The 19,674-nt window shown below is 62.7% G+C and carries 16 protein-coding genes; 10 read left to right on the top strand and 6 right to left on the bottom strand.

Annotated elements, in window-relative coordinates:
* Window positions 1-182 precede the first annotated feature (182 nt).
* Window positions 183-1,601 carry an amino acid permease gene (locus QIY50_03345; protein WGV21310.1) on the top strand — a complete coding sequence of 473 codons (1,419 nt, stop codon included), beginning with the start codon at window positions 183-185 and terminating at the stop codon, window positions 1,599-1,601.
* 176 nt (window positions 1,602-1,777) lie between these two features.
* Here the strand turns inward: QIY50_03345 and QIY50_03340 are convergent, their stop codons facing one another.
* The gene (locus QIY50_03340) at window positions 1,778-2,662 is read right to left on the bottom strand and encodes a LysR substrate-binding domain-containing protein (protein WGV21309.1); all 885 of its coding nucleotides are present in this window, start codon (window positions 2,660-2,662) and stop codon (window positions 1,778-1,780) included.
* Window positions 2,663-2,814: 152 nt separating this feature from the next.
* Here QIY50_03340 and QIY50_03335 point away from each other — a divergent pair, with 152 nt between their 5' ends.
* Window positions 2,815-5,835 (top strand): FAD-binding and (Fe-S)-binding domain-containing protein, encoded by a 3,021-nt coding sequence (locus QIY50_03335; GenBank protein WGV21308.1) that lies wholly within the window; start codon window positions 2,815-2,817, stop codon window positions 5,833-5,835.
* Between the two features lie 138 nt (window positions 5,836-5,973).
* On the opposite strand, the gene QIY50_03330 is transcribed toward QIY50_03335, so the two are convergent.
* The 4 genes from QIY50_03330 to phhA form a co-directional block, all read right to left on the bottom strand.
* Window positions 5,974-7,173, bottom strand: coding sequence for an MFS transporter (locus tag QIY50_03330; GenBank protein ID WGV21307.1), 1,200 nt, complete (start codon window positions 7,171-7,173; stop codon window positions 5,974-5,976).
* 92 nt (window positions 7,174-7,265) lie between these two features.
* Window positions 7,266-7,394, bottom strand: a complete 129-nt coding sequence (locus QIY50_03325; protein ID WGV21306.1) for a hypothetical protein — start codon at window positions 7,392-7,394, stop codon at window positions 7,266-7,268.
* Between the two features lie 291 nt (window positions 7,395-7,685).
* Window positions 7,686-8,042, bottom strand: a complete 357-nt coding sequence (locus QIY50_03320; GenBank protein WGV21305.1) for a 4a-hydroxytetrahydrobiopterin dehydratase — start codon at window positions 8,040-8,042, stop codon at window positions 7,686-7,688.
* 39 nt (window positions 8,043-8,081) lie between these two features.
* Window positions 8,082-8,870, bottom strand: coding sequence for a phenylalanine 4-monooxygenase (gene phhA / locus QIY50_03315; GenBank protein ID WGV21304.1), 789 nt, complete (start codon window positions 8,868-8,870; stop codon window positions 8,082-8,084).
* A gap of 256 nt (window positions 8,871-9,126) precedes the next feature.
* Between phhA and QIY50_03310 the strand changes: the two genes are divergently transcribed.
* Complete coding sequence (locus QIY50_03310; GenBank protein ID WGV21303.1) at window positions 9,127-10,686, top strand: sigma-54-dependent phenylalanine hydroxylase transcriptional regulator PhhR; 1,560 nt, start codon at window positions 9,127-9,129, stop codon at window positions 10,684-10,686.
* A gap of 151 nt (window positions 10,687-10,837) precedes the next feature.
* Here the strand turns inward: QIY50_03310 and QIY50_03305 are convergent, their stop codons facing one another.
* Window positions 10,838-11,092 carry a DUF2790 domain-containing protein gene (locus QIY50_03305; protein ID WGV21302.1) on the bottom strand — a complete coding sequence of 85 codons (255 nt, stop codon included), beginning with the start codon at window positions 11,090-11,092 and terminating at the stop codon, window positions 10,838-10,840.
* Window positions 11,093-11,489: 397 nt separating this feature from the next.
* On the opposite strand from QIY50_03305, the gene acs reads away from it, so the two are divergent.
* The 7 genes from acs to QIY50_03270 all read left to right on the top strand — a co-directional run bounded on the left by acs (window position 11,490) and on the right by QIY50_03270 (window position 19,636).
* Complete coding sequence (gene acs, locus QIY50_03300) at window positions 11,490-13,451, top strand: acetate--CoA ligase (GenBank protein ID WGV21301.1); 1,962 nt, start codon at window positions 11,490-11,492, stop codon at window positions 13,449-13,451.
* Window positions 13,452-14,011: 560 nt separating this feature from the next.
* Window positions 14,012-14,797, top strand: coding sequence for an ABC transporter substrate-binding protein (locus QIY50_03295; protein ID WGV21300.1), 786 nt, complete (start codon window positions 14,012-14,014; stop codon window positions 14,795-14,797).
* A gap of 88 nt (window positions 14,798-14,885) precedes the next feature.
* Complete coding sequence (locus QIY50_03290; GenBank protein ID WGV21299.1) at window positions 14,886-15,575, top strand: ABC transporter permease; 690 nt, start codon at window positions 14,886-14,888, stop codon at window positions 15,573-15,575.
* Window positions 15,572-16,270, top strand: a complete 699-nt coding sequence (locus QIY50_03285; protein WGV21298.1) for an ABC transporter permease — start codon at window positions 15,572-15,574, stop codon at window positions 16,268-16,270. The genes QIY50_03290 and QIY50_03285 overlap by 4 nt, the downstream gene beginning before the upstream one ends.
* Window positions 16,271-16,292: 22 nt before the next feature.
* Entirely contained in the window at window positions 16,293-17,057 is a 765-nt protein-coding gene (locus QIY50_03280; GenBank protein ID WGV21297.1) for an ABC transporter ATP-binding protein, read from the top strand.
* Between the two features lie 98 nt (window positions 17,058-17,155).
* Window positions 17,156-18,136, top strand: a complete 981-nt coding sequence (gene argR / locus QIY50_03275) for a transcriptional regulator ArgR (protein WGV21296.1) — start codon at window positions 17,156-17,158, stop codon at window positions 18,134-18,136.
* A 279-nt stretch (window positions 18,137-18,415) separates the two neighbouring features.
* On the top strand, window positions 18,416-19,636 hold the full coding sequence (locus QIY50_03270; GenBank protein WGV21295.1) for an aspartate aminotransferase family protein: 1,221 nt from the start codon (window positions 18,416-18,418) through the stop codon (window positions 19,634-19,636).
* Window positions 19,637-19,674: the final 38 nt, after the last annotated feature.

Genomic DNA, 19,674 nt, shown 5'->3' with positions numbered 1-19,674 from the left:
TGCGCCGCGTTTTACCTGTGACTCCTTTGCGTACCGCGCACTCCTGATCACGCCTGGTTGAACCGCTCCGGCGGCACCTGAGGTCAGGAAACCCAAGGTAACCACCTTGCCCATTCCGCTGCGCCACGAGCGCGGTGGGTCCGATTCCGTCACAGATAAAAACAATGCAGGTGACTTCGTTCATGAGTGGACAAAACATGCATTCAGGCGAGCTCAAGCGGGGCCTGAAGAACCGCCATATCCAGTTGATCGCCCTCGGCGGTGCAATTGGTACCGGCCTGTTCCTCGGCTCGGCAGGCGTGATGAAATCCGCCGGCCCGTCGATGATCCTTGGCTACGCCATCTGCGGCTTCATCGCCTTCATGATCATGCGCCAACTCGGTGAAATGATCGTCGAAGAACCGGTGGCCGGCTCCTTCAGCCATTTCGCCCACACCTACTGGGGTGGTTTCGCCGGCTTCCTGTCAGGCTGGAATTGCTGGGTGCTGTACATCCTGGTGGGCATGTCGGAGCTTTCGGCGGTCGGCAAGTATGTTCACTACTGGTGGCCGGAGATCCCCACCTGGGTCACGGCGGCAGCGTTCTTCGTGCTGATCAACGCCATCAACCTTATGAACGTGAAGTTCTTCGGTGAGGCCGAATTCTGGTTTGCCATCATCAAGGTGGTGGCCATCGTCAGCATGATCGGCCTGGGTGCCTACCTGCTGACCAGCGGCAGCGGCGGCCCTGAAGCCACCGTGGCCAACCTGTGGTCGCATGGCGGCTTCTTCCCGAACGGTGTCAGCGGGCTGGTGATGGCCCTGGCCTTCATCATGTTCTCCTTCGGTGGCCTGGAAATGCTCGGCTTCACCGCCGCCGAGGCCGACAAGCCGAAGACCGTGATCCCCAAGGCGATCAACCAGGTCATCTACCGCATCCTGATCTTCTATGTCGGTGCCCTGGTGGTGCTGCTGTCGCTGACCCCATGGGACAACCTGGTCGCCAGCATCGATGCGTCCGGTGGCAGCTATGGCAGCAGCCCGTTCGTGCAGGTGTTCTCGCTGCTGGGCAGTGACGTGGCCGCGCACCTGTTGAACTTCGTGGTCCTGACTGCGGCACTGTCGGTGTACAACAGCGGTACCTACTGCAACGCCCGCATGCTGCTGGGCATGGCCGAACAAGGTGACGCCCCGGCGGCGCTGGCCAAGGTCGACAGCCGCGGTGTACCGGTGCGCTCGATCCTGGTGTCGGCAGCCGTGACCCTGATTGCGGTGCTGCTCAACTACCTGATGCCGTCGAACGCGCTGGAACTGCTGATGTCGCTGGTGGTGGCTACCCTGGTGATCAACTGGGCGATGATCAGCTACTCGCACCTGAAGTTCCGCCAGCACCTGGACCGCACCGGCCAGAAGCCGCTGTTCAAGGCCCTGTGGTACCCCTATGGCAACTACATCTGCCTGGCGTTCGTGGTGCTGATCCTGGGCATCATGCTGATGATCCCGGGTATCCAGGTTTCGGTGTATGCGATCCCGGTGTGGCTGTTCGCCATGTTCGTAGCCTACATGATCAAGCCGCGTCGCAAGGCGCAGGCCCTTGAGGCTGCCGGTAGCGTGGCCAAGTAAGGCGCGACAGGCAGACTGCAGAAACCCGAAGTCAGGTGACTGGCTTCGGGTTTTTTGTTGCCTGTGCTGCCCCTTTCGCGGGCACGCCCGCTCCCACAGCGCAGCACTCAGGACCTGTGATACCTCTGTGGGAGCGGGCGTGCCCGCGAAAGGGCCGGTACAGGCAACCCAGACATTCAGATCTGCTCCAGCAACCAGCTGCGAAACGCCCGCAGCGACGGCAGCGCCTCATTGCGCGGGGGATAGATCAGGTAATAACTGCGCTGGCTGGCAAAGGCCTCCCCGGGGCTGTACAGCTCACCCTTGGCCAGTTCCTCTTCCACCAGTATGCGCGGCACCAGGCCGATGCCGATCCCGGCCCGTACCGCCTGGATCAGGTGTGAGGTCAGTTCGAAGCTCGGCCCCAGGCGCATTGCCCGGTGCGCCAGGCCATGGTGCGAGAACCACTCGCCCCAGGCATGCGGGTTGTTGGCCACATTCAGCAGCACCTCTTCACTGATGCGCGTCGGGCACCAGCCCTGGCTGTCCGCGCCAGCCTCCGGCGGCAATATCACCACCAGTTCCTCGGCATGCAGGCGATGGCAGATCAGCCCGGGCAGGTCGTGGCTGGCCACGCCGATGGCCGCATCGATCTCGCTGGTGTCGAAGTTGATGGCTTCGATGCGGGAATGGATGTGCACCAGCATGCCCGGATGGGCGCTGTAGAAGGCATGCAACCGCGGCAGCAGCCATTTCGAGCCAAAGGTGGGCAGGGTGGCCAGGCGCAAGGTGCCCACCCCCGACTGGTAGGCCAATGCCTGCAAGGTGGCGCTGCGGATGCGCCCCAGTGCCTCGCTGAGCTCGCGCTGGTACAGGCGGCCGACATCGGTCAGCTGCACCTGGCGCCCCTCGCGGCGGAACAGGGTGAGGCCCAGTTGCTGTTCCAGCGCCTGCACCTGGCGGCTGACCGCGCTCTGGGTGAGCGACAGCTCGGCGGCGGCACGGGTGTAGCTTTCATGTCGGGCGGCGGCCTCGAATGCCAGCAGCAGCGACATGGACGGGGTCAGATGGCGGTAATTCATTCATGAAAGTCATCAATAGCGGCAGGATTATCCGTTTGCCCCTGGAGCGAAACTACAGGAACATTGGCCTGTACGTCATCCCCGCATGCCACCACCCATGCCGGTACGACAGGAATCCCGTGAATTTGCCAATATCAAGAGGCCATCCTTCGATGATCGCCCAGCTACCGACCGTTGCCCCGAGCGCCAACTACCCCGAATTCCTCGAAGCGCTGCGCAACAGCGGCTTCCGTGGCCAGATCAGTGCCGACTACGCAACCCGTACGGTGCTGGCCACCGACAACTCGATCTACCAGCGCTTGCCACAGGCGGCGGTGTTCCCGCTGGATGCCGACGATGTGGCGCGGGTCGCCACGCTGATGGCCGAGGAGCGCTTCCAGCAGGTGAAGCTGACCCCGCGCGGCGGCGGTACGGGCACCAATGGCCAGTCGCTGACCGACGGTATCGTCGTCGACCTGTCGCGGCACATGAACAAGATCCTCGAAATCAACGTCGAGGAGCGCTGGGTGCGGGTGCAGGCCGGTACCGTCAAGGACCAGCTCAACGCCGCCCTCAAGCCGCACGGGCTGTTCTTCGCTCCCGAGCTGTCCACCTCCAACCGCGCCACAGTCGGCGGCATGATCAACACCGATGCCAGTGGCCAGGGCAGCTGCACCTATGGCAAGACCCGCGACCACGTACTGGAACTGCATAGCGTGCTGCTCGGTGGCGAGCGCCTGCACAGCCTGCCGATCGACGATGCCGCGCTGGAGCAGGCCTGTGCCGCGCCCGGCCGGGTCGGCGAGGTGTACCGCATGGCGCGCCAGATCCACGAAACCCAGGCTGATCTCATCGAAGCTACCTTCCCCAAGCTCAACCGTTGCCTGACCGGCTACGACCTGGCCCACCTGCGCGACGAGCAGGGTCGCTTCAACCTCAACAGCGTGCTGTGCGGCGCCGAGGGCTCGCTGGGCTATGTGGTCGAAGCCAAGCTCAATGTGCTGCCGATCCCCAAGTATGCCGTGCTGGTCAACGTGCGCTACACCAGCTTCATGGATGCCCTGCGTGATGCAAACGCGCTGATGGCACACAAGCCGCTGTCGATCGAGACCGTCGACTCCAAGGTGCTGATGCTGGCGATGAAGGACATCGTCTGGCACAGCGTCGCCGAGTACTTCCCGGCCGACCCCGAGCGACCGACCCTCGGCATCAACCTGGTGGAGTTCTGCGGCGACGAGCCGGCCGAGGTCAATGCCAGGGTGCAAGCGTTCATCCAGCACCTGCAGAACGACACCAGCGTCGAGCGCCTGGGCCACACCCTGGCCGAGGGGGCCGAAGCGGTGACCCGCGTCTATGCCATGCGTAAACGTTCGGTGGGCTTGCTGGGCAACGTCGAAGGCGAAGTACGCCCGCAACCGTTCGTTGAAGACACCGCGGTACCGCCGGAGCAACTGGCCGACTACATCGCCGAGTTCCGCGCACTGCTCGATGGCTACGGCCTGGCCTATGGCATGTTCGGCCACGTCGATGCCGGCGTGCTGCACGTGCGCCCGGCACTGGACATGAAGGACCCGGCCCAGGCCGCACTGGTCAAGCCGATTTCCGATGCCGTGGCGGCACTGACCAAAAGCTATGGCGGTTTGCTGTGGGGCGAGCACGGCAAGGGCCTGCGTTCGGAATACGTGCCGGAGTACTTTGGCGAGCTGTACCCGGCGCTGCAGCGCCTGAAGGGCGCTTTCGACCCGCACAACCAGCTCAACCCGGGCAAGATCTGCACCCCGTTGGGCAGCGCCGAGGGCCTGACCCCGGTCGATGGCGTAACCCTGCGCGGTGACCTCGACCGCACCATCGACGAACGCGTGTGGCAGGACTTCCCCAGCGCCGTGCACTGCAACGGCAACGGCGCGTGCTACAACTACGACCCCAACGACGCCATGTGCCCATCGTGGAAGGCCACCCGTGAACGCCAGCATTCGCCCAAGGGCCGTGCCTCGTTGATGCGCGAGTGGCTGCGCCTGCAGGGCGAGGCCGACATCGATGTGCTGGCTGCCGCGCGCAACAAGGTCTCGTGGCTCAAGGGCCTGCCGGCGCGCCTGCGCAACAACCGTGCGCGTAGCCAGGGCCAGGAAGACTTCTCCCATGAGGTGTACGATGCCATGGCCGGCTGCCTGGCGTGCAAGTCGTGCGCCGGGCAGTGCCCGATCAAGGTCAACGTGCCGGATTTCCGTTCGCGCTTCCTCGAGCTGTACCACGGCCGCTACCAGCGCCCGCTGCGTGACTACCTGATTGGCTCGCTGGAATTCACCATCCCGTACCTGGCCCATGCGCCCGGGCTGTATAACGCAGTGATGGGCTCGAAGTGGGTGAGCAAGCTGCTGGCCGACAAGGTCGGCATGGTCGACAGCCCACTGATCAGCCGCTTCAACTTCCAGGCCACCCTGACCCGCTGCCGCGTCGGCGTGGCCACGGTACCGGCCCTGCGTGAGCTGACCCCGGCCCAGCGCGAGCGCAGCATCGTGCTGGTGCAGGACGCCTTTACCCGTTATTTCGAAACGCCGCTGCTGTCGGCCTTCATCGACCTGGCCCACCGTTTGGGCCACCGGGTGTTCCTGGCGCCGTACAGCGCCAACGGCAAGCCGCTGCACGTGCAGGGCTTCCTCGGTGCGTTCGCCAAGGCAGCGATTCGCAATGCCACCCAGCTCAAGGCCCTGGCCGACTGTGGTGTGCCGCTGGTGGGCCTGGACCCGGCGATGACCCTGGTGTATCGCCAGGAGTACCAGAAGGTACCGGGCCTGGATGGTTGCCCGCAGGTGCTGTTGCCGCAGGAGTGGCTGATGGATGTGCTGCCTGAGCAGGCGCCGACCGCGCCGGGCAATTTCCGCCTGATGGCGCATTGCACCGAGAAGACCAACGTGCCGGCCAGCACCAGGCAGTGGGAGCAGGTGTTCGCTCGCCTGGGCCTGAAGCTGGTGACCGAGGCGACTGGCTGCTGCGGTATGTCCGGTACCTATGGGCACGAGGCGCGCAACCAGGATACCTCGCGGACCATCTTCGAGCAGTCGTGGGCGACCAAGCTGGACAAGGAAGGCGAGCCGTTGGCAACGGGCTACTCGTGCCGTAGCCAGGTCAAGCGCATGACCGAGCGGCAGATGCGCCACCCGCTGGAAGTGGTGCTGCAGTACGCCAAGCGCTAGGTCTCAGGGCGTCGGGGGCTGCCTCGCAGCCCATCGCCGGCAAGCCAGCTCCCACACCGACCGCATTGATCTCAGGTCATGTGCTACCCCTGTGGGAGCTGGCTTGCCGGCGATAGGGCCAGTGCAGGCACTACGAATTCAGGCTTCTTGCGCTCTGTTTCGTCCCCGTCGCGCCTGGCGGTACAGATACAGGCTCAACGCCAGCCCGCAAGCCGCTGCTGCTGCCGCAAACAAAAACATCGAAGCAAACCCGAACCCCGCCGCCACCGCGCCTACCAGCGGCCCGGTCACTCCCAGCGACAAATCGATGAACAGCGAATACGCCCCCACCGCCGCCCCGCGGTTGGCCGCCGACACCTGGTTCACCGCCTCCACGCCCAATGCCGGGAACACCAGCGAGAAGCCGAACCCGCTCAACGCCGCCCCTGCCAATGCCATCTCGGCGCTGGGCGCCAGCCACAGCATCAGCAGCCCAAGCGTTTCCACCGACAGGCAGGCGATTGCCACCCGGAACCCGCCAATCCGGTTGATCAGGTTGCCGAACAACAGCCGTGCACTTATGAAGGCGGCGCCGAACAGGCTCAGGGTCAGCGCCGCATTGGCCCAGCCGCGGCTGGCGTAATACAGGGTAATGAAGGTGGCAATGGTGCCAAAGCCGATCGAGCCCAGCGCTAGCCCCGAGCCATGCGGGAACACCTTGCCCAGCACACGCAGGAACGGCAGGCGCACGCCGCTGACGATCGGTGCGGCCCGCTTGGGCCAGGCCAGCAGCAGCCCGAGCGCACACAGCAGGATGATGCTCACGCCCATGCTCCACAGGCCTAGGGCCTTGACCATCAGCACGCCCAGCGGGGCGCCAATGGCCAGCGCGCCATAGCTGGCGATGCCGTTCCAGGAGATGACCTTGGCCGTGTTTGTGGCACCCACCCGGCCAATGCCCCAGCCAATCGCACCGGAGCCCACCAGGCTTTCGGCGCTGCCGAGCACCAGGCGGCCGAGCAGCAGGCAGGCCAGGCTCAGCCACGGCAGGTGGCTGAGAAAGGCGCAGGCCAGCATGAAGACCCCGCTGAGCCCGCAGCCGGCCAGGCCATACATGACGGCTTTCTTGCTGCCGTGGTTGTCGATGATGCGGCTGGCGGTGGGGCGGCTGAGCAGGGTGGCCAGGTACTGCACGCTGATCACCAGGCCCGCGACCACGGCACTGAAGCCCAGGTCGTTGTGCACGTAGCCGGGCAATACGGCCAACGGGATGCCGATGTTCAGGTAGCCGATGAAGGTGAAGAGGACGATGGAGACGACTTGCAGGGTGACCGCAAGGGGGCGCGGTGAGTGGGGCATGAGGGCCTACGTGGGTTCTGGACGGTGTGAAAACGTGATGACGGGGGTGGCCCGCAGGTCAGCCGTTTTCACACAGTCGGGGGGACGCGCGGTTATTCCTGGTCAGCGCTGGATTGATCGTCACCATCCTGCTCGACGGCGGTTGCCGGTTCGGCGTGAACGGTCACGGTTGGCTCTTCTGGGTTCAGGCTTGGGAAGGGAAGATTCGGGATTTCATGCATCTCGTCGTTCCTCGCAAGTGTGAGTGAAAAGTCTGCGCCAGGCGCGTTTAAGCTTCGCGAAGCAGGGGCAGGATACACAAGTCTGAATGACAGTTTGGATTTTTTGCCGATCGTTTGTCGGTTTTGCGGGCGAACAGCGGACAGTTATCCTGCAAAAAACTGGGGCCGCTTCGCGCCCCTTCGCGGGCTTGCCCGCTCCCACAGGAAGTCACGAAAGCCAGGGGCGACGCGGTCACTGTGGGAGCGGGCCGGCCCGCGAAGGGGCGCGAAGCGGCCCCATTTTCTCAGTGCTTACTTGCGGCCTTCTGCCGTTTTCGCAACTTCGTCAGTACGCGCACACATGATGAAGTCGTTGCGGTGCAGGCCTTTGATCGAGTGGCTCCACCAGGTCACGGTGACCTTGCCCCACTCGGTCAGCAGGCCCGGGTGATGGCCTTCGGCTTCGGCGATCTCGCCTACGGCATTGGTGAACGCCAGGGCGTGCTTGAAGTTCTTGAACAGGAACACGCGCTCCAGCTCCATGTGGCCGTCACGTACTTCGATGTTCCAGTCCGGGATTTCGCGAATCAGCTCGGCCAGTTCTTCGTCGGTGACCTTCGGTGCGTCGGCGCGGCAGGCTTCGCAATGGGCTTGGTTCAAGGCATTCATGTGGTGTTTTCCGGTTCGAGTTGTTATCGGCAAAGTCGCTCAGGCAGCGACCTTGGGTGGAAATTTCGGTGCGTGCAGGCCCAGCTGCATGGCTTTGTGAACCATGCCCATGATGTCTTCGTGGGCCAGGTCGAACAGACGCTTCATGTTCGGTAGCACGAAATACAGCGGCTGCAGAATGTCGATGCGGTACGGTGTACGCATCGCCTCGATCGGGTCGAAGGCCTGGTGCTCGGGCTCGTCAGACAGACAGTAGACGGTCTCTTTGGGTGACGAGAGGATGCCGCCGCCATAAATCTTGCGGCCCTGCGCGGTTTCCATCAGGCCGAACTCGATGGTCATCCAGTACAGGCGCGCCAGGTACACCCGTTGTTCCTTGGTCGCGGCCAGGCCGAGCTTGCCATAGGTGTGGGTGAATTCGGCGAACCAAGGGTTGGTCAGTAGCGGGCAGTGGCCGAAGATCTCATGGAAGATATCGGGCTCCTGCAGGTAGTCCAGCTCTTCCGGGGTGCGGATGAAGGTAGCTACCGGGAAGCGCTTGCTGGCCAGCAGTTCGAAGAAGGTCTGGAAGGGGATCAGCGCCGGGACCCGGGCAACCTGCCAACCGGTGGTGGCGCCCAGCACCTTGTTGATCTCTCCCAGCTGCGGAATGCGGTCATGGGGCAGCTTGAGCTGGTCGATGCCGTCCAGGTATTCCTGGCACGCACGGCCTTCGATCACTTTCAGCTGGCGGGTGATCAGGGTGTTCCATACCGCATGCTCTTGCTGCGGGTAATCGATAAAACCATGCGCATCGGGCTCGCGTGCCACGTATTGCGTCTGTTTCATGTGGCTCTCCTGGTGAGGGCTTTTCTTGTTATGTACAGGACATGCCTAAGGAATATCCCTTCGCTGGCCGCTTTGCACGGGGTGGGTCAACGGCCGGTGCTGGCTTTGGGCGGTATTTTCGTAACGATAATTTTACAAAAATGCGCAGGTGTCGGAAAATCCGAGGCATCTGGCTGAAGCTTCGGCTGTTTTTGTCAGCTTATCTTTACGACTTTTCCGCGCGGTGTTGAAAAACATTGGCGCTTCGAGAGCCCTCATGCGTATCAAAGTGCATTGCCAGAACCGTATTGGCATCCTGCGCGACATCCTCAACCTGCTGGTGGAGTACGGCATCAACGTGCTGCGCGGCGAGGTGGGCGGTGACCATGGCAACGCCATCTACCTGCATTGCCCGAACCTGATCAATTTGCAGTTCCAGGCGCTGCGGCCGAAGTTCGAGGCCATCGCCGGGGTGTTTGGCGTCAAGCGCGTGGGGCTGATGCCCAGCGAGCGCCGGCACATGGAGCTGAATGCGCTGCTCGGGGCGCTGGACTTCCCGGTGCTGTCGATCGACATGGGCGGCAGTATCGTCGCCGCCAACCGTGCCGCTGCGCAGTTGCTGGGGGTGCGGGTAGACGAGGTGCCGGGCATGCCGCTGGCACGCTATGTGGAGGACTTCGACCTGCCAGAGCTGGTGCGGGCCAACAAGTCGCGCATAAACGGCCTGCGCATCAAGGTCAAGGGCGATGTGTTCCTCGCCGACATCGCGCCGCTGCAGTCCGAGCATGACGACAGCGAGGCGCTGGCCGGGGCAGTGTTGACCCTGCACCGCGCCGACCGTATCGGTGAGCGCATCTACAACGTGCGCAAGCAGGAGCTGCGCGGTTTCGACAGCATCTTCCAGAGCTCGCGGGTGATGGCGGCGGTGGTACGCGAGGCGCGGCGCATGGCGCCGCTGGATGCGCCATTGCTGATCGAGGGCGAGACTGGCACCGGCAAGGAGCTGCTGGCGCGTGCCTGCCACCTGGCCAGCCCGCGCGGCCAGTCGCCATTGATGGCGCTCAATTGCGCCGGGTTGCCCGAGTCGATGGCCGAAACCGAGCTGTTCGGCTACGGCCCCGGGGCATTCGAAGGGGCGCGAGCCGAGGGCAAGCTGGGGCTGCTGGAGCTGACCGCCGGTGGCACGCTGTTCCTTGACGGGGTAGGGGAGATGAGCCCGCGTCTTCAGGTGAAGCTGCTGCGTTTTCTGCAGGATGGCTGCTTCCGCCGCGTAGGCAGTGATGAAGAGGTGTATCTGGATGTGCGGGTGATCTGCGCGACCCAGGTGGATCTGTCCGAATTGTGTGCCCGTGGCGAGTTTCGCCAGGACCTGTATCACCGGCTCAATGTGTTGTCGCTGCACATTCCACCCTTGCGCGAATGCATGGATGGCCTGGAAGGGCTGGTGCAGCACTTTCTCGACCAGGCCAGCCGGCAGATCGGCTGCGCCATGCCACGCCTGGCGCCGGCGGCGATGGACAAACTTGGGCAGTACCATTGGCCGGGTAATGTCAGGCAGTTGGAAAACGTATTGTTCCAGGCGGTTTCGTTATGCGAAGGCGGCGTAGTCAAAAGTGAACATATCCGTTTGCCGGATTATGGTGTGCGCCAGCCGTTGGGTGAGTTTTCGCTGGATGGAGATCTTTCGCAAATTGTCGGGCGCTTTGAAAAAGCGGTGCTGGAAAGTTTGATGGGGGAGTTTCCGAGTAGCCGGGCTTTAGGTAAAAGACTGGGTGTTTCGCATACGACCATTGCCAACAAGTTGAGGGATTACTCGCTTGGCAAGTCTGCAGATTAACAAGCGGTCAATAACCTGTTAATCAGGTGCAATATTCTTCGCGGGCTTGCCCGCTCCCACAGGTACCGCGCCAGATTCAAGGCAGGCGCTGTACCTGTGGGAGCGGGCAAGCCCGCGAATGGGGCCCGCAGGGCCCCCAATCCACAAGGTATCAGCCGTTCGAGCAGCCGTTCCCCATCACGCGGTATTCGAGAATGTGCTTCTGGCCCTTGGAGTCCTCGTAGGTCATGCGGGCTGGCACGACTTCGCACACATTGGGCACTTCGCTCATGGAAATGACGCGGGCAATGTCCAGGTGCTGCGAGTAACTGTACTGTTCAACCGGAATCTGCTCGGCATCTTTGGCTTCGCCGGCCATCGCCGCGCCGCAAAGACTGCCAAGTACCAATACCAGTAAAGCTTTCATTTTCAATTTACCTGTCTAAGGTCGTGAGGGGGCACGCGGCGCTTATGGCGCCGCGAGTATTGCTGGTTTTAACTATCGGGTTTGGATGGGGATTAACGCTTGCCTTCGTGGGGGCTGTTACCAGTTGTTAATCGCCTTGCCGTTGCTGGCGAAGTGAATTTTATGGCTGGGGCGAAGGCCGAAACAGTGGGTCTTTTGATAAAGTGTTTTGGCAAAATCTGTAACAATCTTCTGCTAAAGCCCCCGTTTTTTCGTGGTCAGGGCTGTAATCCGCATGCCAGAGCGCTTTGCCGGGACGGGCGTACCAAATTACTACCAACGTCGAATGGCTTTTGTTGCTCTGGTACAGTTACAAACGGTTCCATACAAAAACAACTATTACACCGAGGTAACACAGATGAGTGCGGCTCCACTGTATCCCGTTCGTCCCGAGGTTGCGGCCACTACCCTGACCGACGAGGCCACCTACAAGGCCATGTACCAGCAGTCGGTGATCAACCCGGACGGCTTCTGGCGCGAGCAGGCCCAGCGCATCGACTGGATCAAGCCATTCACCAAGGTCAAGCAGACCTCTTTCGACGACCACCACGTCGATATCAAATGGTTCGCCGACGGCACTCTGAACGTTTCCTCCAACTGCCTGGACCGCCACCTCGAAGAGCGCGGCGACCAGTTGGCCATCATCTGGGAGGGTGACGACCCTTCCGAGCACCGCAACATCACCTACCGCGAACTGCACGAGCAAGTCTGCAAGTTCGCCAACGCCCTGCGTGGCCAGGATGTGCACCGCGGTGACGTGGTCACCATCTACATGCCGATGATCCCCGAAGCCGTGGTCGCCATGCTGGCCTGTGCCCGTATCGGTGCGATCCACTCGGTGGTGTTCGGTGGCTTCTCGCCCGAGGCGCTGGCCGGCCGTATCATCGACTGCAAGTCCAAGATCGTGATTACCGCCGACGAAGGCGTGCGCGGCGGTCGCCGTACCCCGCTCAAGGCCAACGTCGACCTGGCGCTGACCAACCCGGAAACCAGCAGCGTGCAGAAGATCATCGTGTGCAAGCGCACCGGTGGCGACATAGCCTGGCACCAGCACCGCGACATCTGGTACGAAGACCTGATGAAAGTGGCTTCCAGCCACTGCGCGCCGAAGGAGATGGGCGCCGAGGAAGCGCTGTTCATCCTTTATACCTCCGGCTCCACTGGCAAGCCCAAGGGTGTACTGCACACTACCGGCGGCTACCTGGTGTACGCCGCGCTGACCCATGAACGCGTGTTCGACTATCGCCCGGGCGAGGTGTACTGGTGCACCGCCGACGTGGGTTGGGTCACTGGCCACAGCTACATCGTCTACGGCCCGCTGGCCAATGGCGCCACCACCCTGCTGTTCGAAGGCGTGCCGAACTACCCGGACATCACCCGTGTGTCGAAGATCATCGACAAGCACAAGGTCAACATCCTGTACACCGCGCCAACCGCCATCCGCGCGATGATGGCCGAAGGCGAGGCCGCGGTTGCCGGTGCCGATGGCTCCAGCCTGCGTCTGCTTGGCTCGGTGGGTGAGCCGATCAACCCGGAAGCCTGGAACTGGTACTACAAGGCTGTGGGCAAGGAGCGTTGCCCGATCGTCGACACCTGGTGGCAGACCGAGACCGGCGGCATCCTGATCAGCCCGCTGCCGGGCGCTACCGGCCTCAAGCCGGGTTCGGCAACCCGTCCGTTCTTCGGCGTGGTGCCGGCACTGGTGGACAACCTGGGCAACCTGATCGAGGGCGCCGCCGAGGGCAACCTGGTGATCCTCGATTCCTGGCCGGGGCAGTCGCGCTCGCTGTACGGCGACCACGACCGTTTCGTCGACACCTACTTCAAGACCTTCCGTGGCATGTACTTCACCGGCGACGGTGCGCGCCGCGACGAGGATGGCTACTACTGGATCACCGGTCGCGTGGATGACGTGCTGAACGTGTCCGGTCACCGCATGGGCACTGCCGAGATCGAAAGCGCCATGGTGGCCCATGCGAAAGTGGCCGAGGCGGCGGTGGTGGGTGTGCCGCACGACATCAAGGGGCAGGGCATTTATGTGTATGTCACCCTTAATGCCGGTATCGAGGCCAGCGAGCAGTTGCGCCTGGAGCTGAAGAACTGGGTGCGCAAGGAGATCGGCCCGATCGCCTCGCCGGATGTGATCCAGTGGGCGCCGGGGCTGCCGAAGACCCGTTCGGGCAAGATCATGCGCCGTATCCTGCGCAAGATTGCCACGGGTGAGTACGATGCCCTGGGCGATATCTCGACCTTGGCCGACCCGAGCGTGGTGCAGCACCTGATCGATACCCACAAGGCCATGAGCCTGGCTTCGGCATAACAGCCGCGTGTGGGAGCGGGCGCGCCCGCGAACACCGGCGCAGCCGGTGCCATCCACCGCGCCGCCTGCTTCGCGGGCACGCCCGCTCCCACACAAGAACCCCGCCCGGGCAACCGGCGGGGTTTTTGCTTTACTGTTACCCGACATTCATCGGTAACTGTTCTGTCACCGTTGGCGCACGTCATCGGGGCGCCAGGAAACAATTCCGCTTCGTTTCGGTGCATTTCGCTGGCATTTTTCCCCGCGCAACACGCTACACTTGCCGTACTACAAGGCTTTGCCAATAATAGGCCCGGGAATTGCTAGGTCTATAGGTTCTATTTCTTGCGCTTTTGCATATTTTGCACTGGCTGTCAACATCGCCCGCAGCGGTTTCAGGCGCTTCTGTAAGTAGTTGTCGCTTTGAAGAAATATCGACTACCGGGCTGTCGCTAGAATGCCACTCACACGCTCGTGGTCTGCGACCTTGGTCGATACCCTGCGCGGCTCGCGTTGTACCCATTCGCATATCGGGCAGCCGTTACCTGCCTTGTATTGCCCCGTACCGATGGAGTTACCTGATGAAGAAGCTCGCACTGCTTGGCGCCCTGGCGCTGTCCGTGTTTTCCCTGGTATCGCAGGCCGATGAAAAACCGTTGAAAATCGGTATCGAGGCCGCCTACCCACCCTTTGCCTTCAAGCAACCTGATGGCAGCATCGCCGGTTTTGACTACGACATCGGCAACGCGCTGTGCGAAGAGATGAAAGCCAAGTGCACCTGGGTCGAGCAGGAATTCGACGGCCTGATCCCGGCGCTGAAGGTGCGCAAGATCGACGCCATCCTGTCGTCCATGTCGATCACCGACGACCGCAAGAAATCGGTCGACTTCACCAAGCGCTACTACCTGACCCCGGCGCGCCTGGTGATGAAGGAAGGCACCGCCGTCAGCGACAGCCTGGATGAACTCAAGGGCAAGAAGATTGGTGTGCAGCGCGGCTCGATCCACGACCGCTTCGCCAAGGAAGTGCTGGGCGCCAAAGGTGCCACCGTGGTTCCTTACGGCACCCAGAACGAAATCTACCTGGACGTGGCAGCTGGCCGCCTCGATGGCACCGTGGCTGACGCCACCCTGCTGGAAGACGGCTTCCTCAAGACCGACGCCGGCAAGGGCTTCGCCTTCGTAGGCCCGTCCTTCACCGACGCCAAGTACTTCGGTGACGGCATCGGCATTGCCGTGCGCAAGGGTGACAAGGCCAACGTCGACCGCATCAACGCGGCCATCGATGCCATCCGTGCCAACGGCAAGTACAAAGAAATCGAGAAGAAGTACTTCAACTTCGATATCTACGGTCCAGACTCGAACTAAGACGTCGGGTTTCACCTGTGCAATGGTGCAAACAGCAGAGGCTCTGAGGTTTGCACCATTTTTCATTCTCTAGGTCGAGGACCTCATCATGTTGAAAGGCTACGGGGCAGTCATCCTCGACGGGGCGTGGCTGACGCTTCAGCTCGCCCTGTCGTCGATGGCCCTGGCCATCGTGCTCGGCCTGATCGGTGTGGCGCTGCGCTTGTCGCCGGTGCGCTGGCTGGCTTGGCTGGGCGATCTGTATTCCACGGTGATTCGTGGCATTCCGGACCTGGTCCTGATCCTGCTGATCTTCTACGGCGGGCAGGACATCATCAACCGGGTAGCGCCGCTGCTCGGCTATGAAGACTACATCGACCTGAATCCGCTGATCGCCGGTATCGGTACCCTGGGCTTCATCTTTGGCGCCTACCTCTCGGAAACCTTCCGCGGTGCATTCCTCGGTATTCCGAAGGGCCAGGCCGAAGCGGGTGTGGCATATGGCATGAGCAACCGCCAGGTGTTCTTCCGCATCCAGGTGCCGCAAATGATTCGCCTGGCGATCCCGGGCTTCACCAACAACTGGCTGGTGCTGACCAAGGCCACTGCACTGATTTCGGTCGTGGGCCTGCAGGACATGATGTTCAAGGCCAAGCAGGCGGCCGACGCCACCCGCGAGCCTTTCACCTTCTTCCTGGCAGTGGCGGCCCTGTACCTGGTGCTGACCAGCATCTCGCTGCTGGCCCTGAAGTATCTCGAGCGCCGCTACTCGGTGGGCGTCAAGGTGGCTGAACTATGATCTTCGACTACAACGTCGTCTGGGAGGCGTTGCCGATGTACTTCGGCGGCCTGCTGACCACCCTCAAGCTGCTGGCGATCTCGCTGTTCTTCGGCCTGCTGGCGGCCATTCCGCTGGGCCTGATGCGGGTTTCCAGACAGCCAGCGGTCAATCTCGTGGCGTGGCTGTACACCTACGTGATCCGTGGCACGCCGATGCTGGTGCAGCTGTTCCTGATCTACTACGGCCTGGCGCAGTTCGAGGCGGTGCGCGAAAGCTTTCTGTGGCCGCTGCTGTCCAGCGCTACCTTCTGCGCCTGCCTGGCGTTCGGCATCAACACCAGTGCCTACACCGCCGAAATCATCGCCGGCAGCCTCAAGGCCACGCCCCATGGCGAAATCGAGGCGGCCAAGGCCATGGGCATGTCGCGCATGAAGATGTACCGGCGCATCCTGCTGCCGTCGGCCCTGCGCCGCGCGCTGCCGCAGTACAGCAACGAAGTGATCATGATGCTGCAGACCACCAGTCTGGCGTCGATCGTCACCCTGATCGACATCACTGGCGCTGCGCGTACGGTCAATGCCCAGTACTACCTGCCTTTCGAGGCCTACATCACGGCGGGCGTGTTCTACCTGTGCCTGACCTTCATCCTGGTGCGCCTGTTCAAGATGGCCGAACGCCGCTGGCTCGGCTACCTGGCGCCGCGCAAGCACTGACCGCTTTGTGAGAATCGACAGCATGTACAAACTCGAAGTCCAAGACCTGCACAAGCGCTACGGCAGCCATGAAGTGCTCAAGGGCGTGTCCCTGTCGGCCAAGGCAGGCGATGTCATCAGCATCATCGGCTCCAGCGGTTCGGGCAAGTCGACCTTCCTGCGCTGCATCAACCTGCTGGAGCAGCCGCACGCCGGCAAGATCCTGCTCAACAACGAAGAGTTGAAGCTGGTACCAGGCAAGGATGGCGCACTCAAGGCCGCCGATCCGCGTCAGTTGCAGCGCATGCGCTCGCGCCTGTCGATGGTGTTCCAGCACTTCAACCTGTGGTCGCACATGACTGCGCTGGAAAACATCATCGAAGCGCCGGTGCACGTGCTGGGCGTGAACCGCAAGGAGGCCCTGGAAAAGGCCGAGCACTACCTGGCCAAGGTGGGTGTCGCCCATCGCAAGGACGCCTTCCCTGGGCATATGTCCGGCGGCGAGCAGCAGCGTGTGGCAATTGCCCGGGCGCTGGCCATGGAGCCGGAGGTCATGCTGTTCGACGAGCCGACCTCGGCGCTGGACCCGGAACTGGTCGGCGATGTGCTCAAGGTAATGCAGGCGCTGGCCCAGGAAGGCCGCACCATGGTGGTGGTGACCCACGAAATGGGCTTTGCCCGCGAGGTGTCCAACCAGCTGGTGTTCCTGCACAAGGGCCTGGTCGAGGAAACCGGCTGCCCGCGCGAAGTGCTGGCCAACCCGCAGTCGGAGCGTCTGAAGCAGTTCCTCTCCGGCAGCCTGAAGTAAAAACTGCAATTTTGCACCAGAATAGGGCATGCTGCGCGGCGAGCGCAGCCTGACCCGGCGCACAGACTCGAACGACCTCAGGTTTCGGACCGTACCCTATGACCACCCAGCGAATCGGTTTTCTCATCTGGCCCAGCACCAGGCCTTTGACCCTGGCGCTGGCCGAGGAAGTGTTGCAGGTGGCGCAGCGGGTGCACCCCGAGGTGGTCTACGAGCTGCTCTTCCTGCAGGCGGAGCCGGCGCAGGAGGGCAACTGGCGTTTGCCGGGCGAGCCGTGGAACGGCCGTCTCGAAGGGTGCCACAAGCTGTTCCTGCTGGCTGACGAGCAGCCGCCGGCGGTGGGGGCGGCGTTGTCGGCGGCGCTCAAGCACCTGGCGCGCAGTGGCTGCGTGATCGGCGGCCTGTCAGCCGGGGTCTACCCCTTGGCGATGCTGGGACTGCTTGACGGTTACCGGGCTGCAGTGCACTGGCGCTGGCAGGATGATTTTGCCGAGCGCTTTCCCAAAGTCATCGCTACCAGCCACCTGTTCGACTGGGACCGCGATCGCCTGACTGCCTGTGGTGGTATGGCCGTGACCGACCTGTTGCTGGCGGTGCTGGCCCGTGACCACGGGGCGGAGCTGGCCGGGGCGGTGTCGGAGGAACTGGTGGTCGAGCGCATCCGCGAGGGTGGCGAGCGCCAGCGCATTCCGCTGCAGAACCGCCTGGGCTCGAGCCATCCCAAGCTGACCCAGGCGGTGCTGCTGATGGAAGCCAACATCGAAGAGCCGCTGACCACTGACGAAATTGCCCAGCACGTGTGCGTGTCGCGCCGGCAACTGGAGCGAATTTTCAAGCAGTACCTGAACCGCGTGCCGAGCCAGTATTACCTGGAGCTGCGGCTGAACAAGGCGCGGCAGATGCTGATGCAGACCAGCAAGTCGATTATCCAGATCGGGCTGTCCTGTGGCTTCTCGTCGGGGCCGCATTTTTCCAGTGCCTACCGCAACTTCTTTGGCGCAACGCCACGGGAAGATCGTAACCAGCGGCGTAGCAGCAGCCCGTTCGAACTGAGCTCGGCGCCTGCCGAAAAAGGCTGATATTTCCTTCTCCTATGCCGGCCCTTTCGCGGGCGTGTCCGCGAAGAGGCCAGTGCAGGCAGCGCCTTTCTTAATGTGAACACCCGTTCACCCAGCCCCCTCTCTCCCGTACACTGCGCGATTGCGACAGTGTTTGTCGCATTGCCGAAAGCCTTGTCAAAACTGGGTTTTGCGCTGTAACAAGTTGTCGCTTGGCCGCAAGGACAGGCGCGGATCAGTCCTTACAATCCCCCCATCGCTCGCCACTTCCAGGCCAGCGTTCCTCTTCAGGAGACTCAGATGTCCGTTGAGCAAGCCCCGGTGCAACGTGCCGATTTCGACCAGGTCATGGTTCCCAACTATTCTCCGGCGGCCTTCATTCCTGTGCGAGGCGAGGGTTCCCGTGTCTGGGACCAGTCAGGTCGTGAGCTGATCGACTTTGCCGGCGGCATCGCGGTCAACGCCCTGGGCCACTGCCACCCGGCACTGGTCAAGGCCCTGACCGAGCAGGCCAACACCCTCTGGCACGTATCCAACGTGTTCACCAACGAGCCGGCGCTGCGCCTGGCCCACAAGCTGGTGGACGCCACCTTTGCCGACCGTGCGTTCTTCTGCAACTCCGGCGCCGAGGCCAACGAGGCCGCGTTCAAGCTGGCCCGGCGCGTTGCTCATGACCGCTTCGGCCCGGAAAAACACGAAATCATTTCCACCGTGAACAGCTTCCACGGCCGTACCCTGTTTACCGTCAGCGTCGGTGGCCAGCCGAAGTATTCCGACGGCTTCGGTCCGAAGATCACCGGCATCAGCCACGTGCCGTACAACGACCTGGAAGCGCTGAGGGCACAGATTTCCGACAAGACCTGCGCCGTGGTGATCGAGCCGATTCAAGGCGAGAGCGGCGTGGTACCGGCTGACAAGGCCTACCTGGAAGGCGCGCGCAAACTGTGTGACGAACACAACGCCCTGCTGATCTTCGACGAAGTGCAGACCGGCGTGGGCCGTACCGGTTCGCTGTATGCCTACCAGCACTACGGTGTGACGCCGGATATCCTGACCAGCGCCAAGAGCCTGGGCGGCGGCTTCCCGATCGGCGCCATGCTGACCACCACCGAGCTGGCCAAGCACCTGGCCGTCGGCACCCACGGCACCACCTATGGCGGCAACCCGCTGGGTTGCGCCGTCGCCTGCGCAGTGCTGGACGTGGTCAACACCCCGGAAACCCTGGCTGGCATCAAGGCCAAGCACGAGCGTTTCAAGGTGCGCCTGGAGCAGATCGGCCAGAAATACCAGCTATTCACCCAGGTGCGTGGCGTTGGCCTGTTGCTGGGCTGCGTGCTCGCCGACGCCTGGAAAGGCAAGGCCAAGGACGTGCTCAACGCCGCCGAGAAGGAAGGTGTGATGGTGCTGCAGGCCGGCCCGGATGTGGTCCGCTTTGCCCCAAGCCTGGTGGTTGAAGACGCCGATATCGATGAAGGCCTGGATCGCTTCGAGCGCGCCGTGGCCACCCTGACCCAGGCCTGAACGGCCTGAGGTCCCTTCGCCGGCTCCCGCGCTGCCTG

Origin of the sequence: Pseudomonas putida, assembly GCA_029953615.1 — a bacterium.
Lineage (GTDB): Bacteria > Pseudomonadota > Gammaproteobacteria > Pseudomonadales > Pseudomonadaceae > Aquipseudomonas.
Note: the sequence above shows the minus strand (reverse complement) of the source record. Positions and strands in the feature narration are given on the sequence as shown.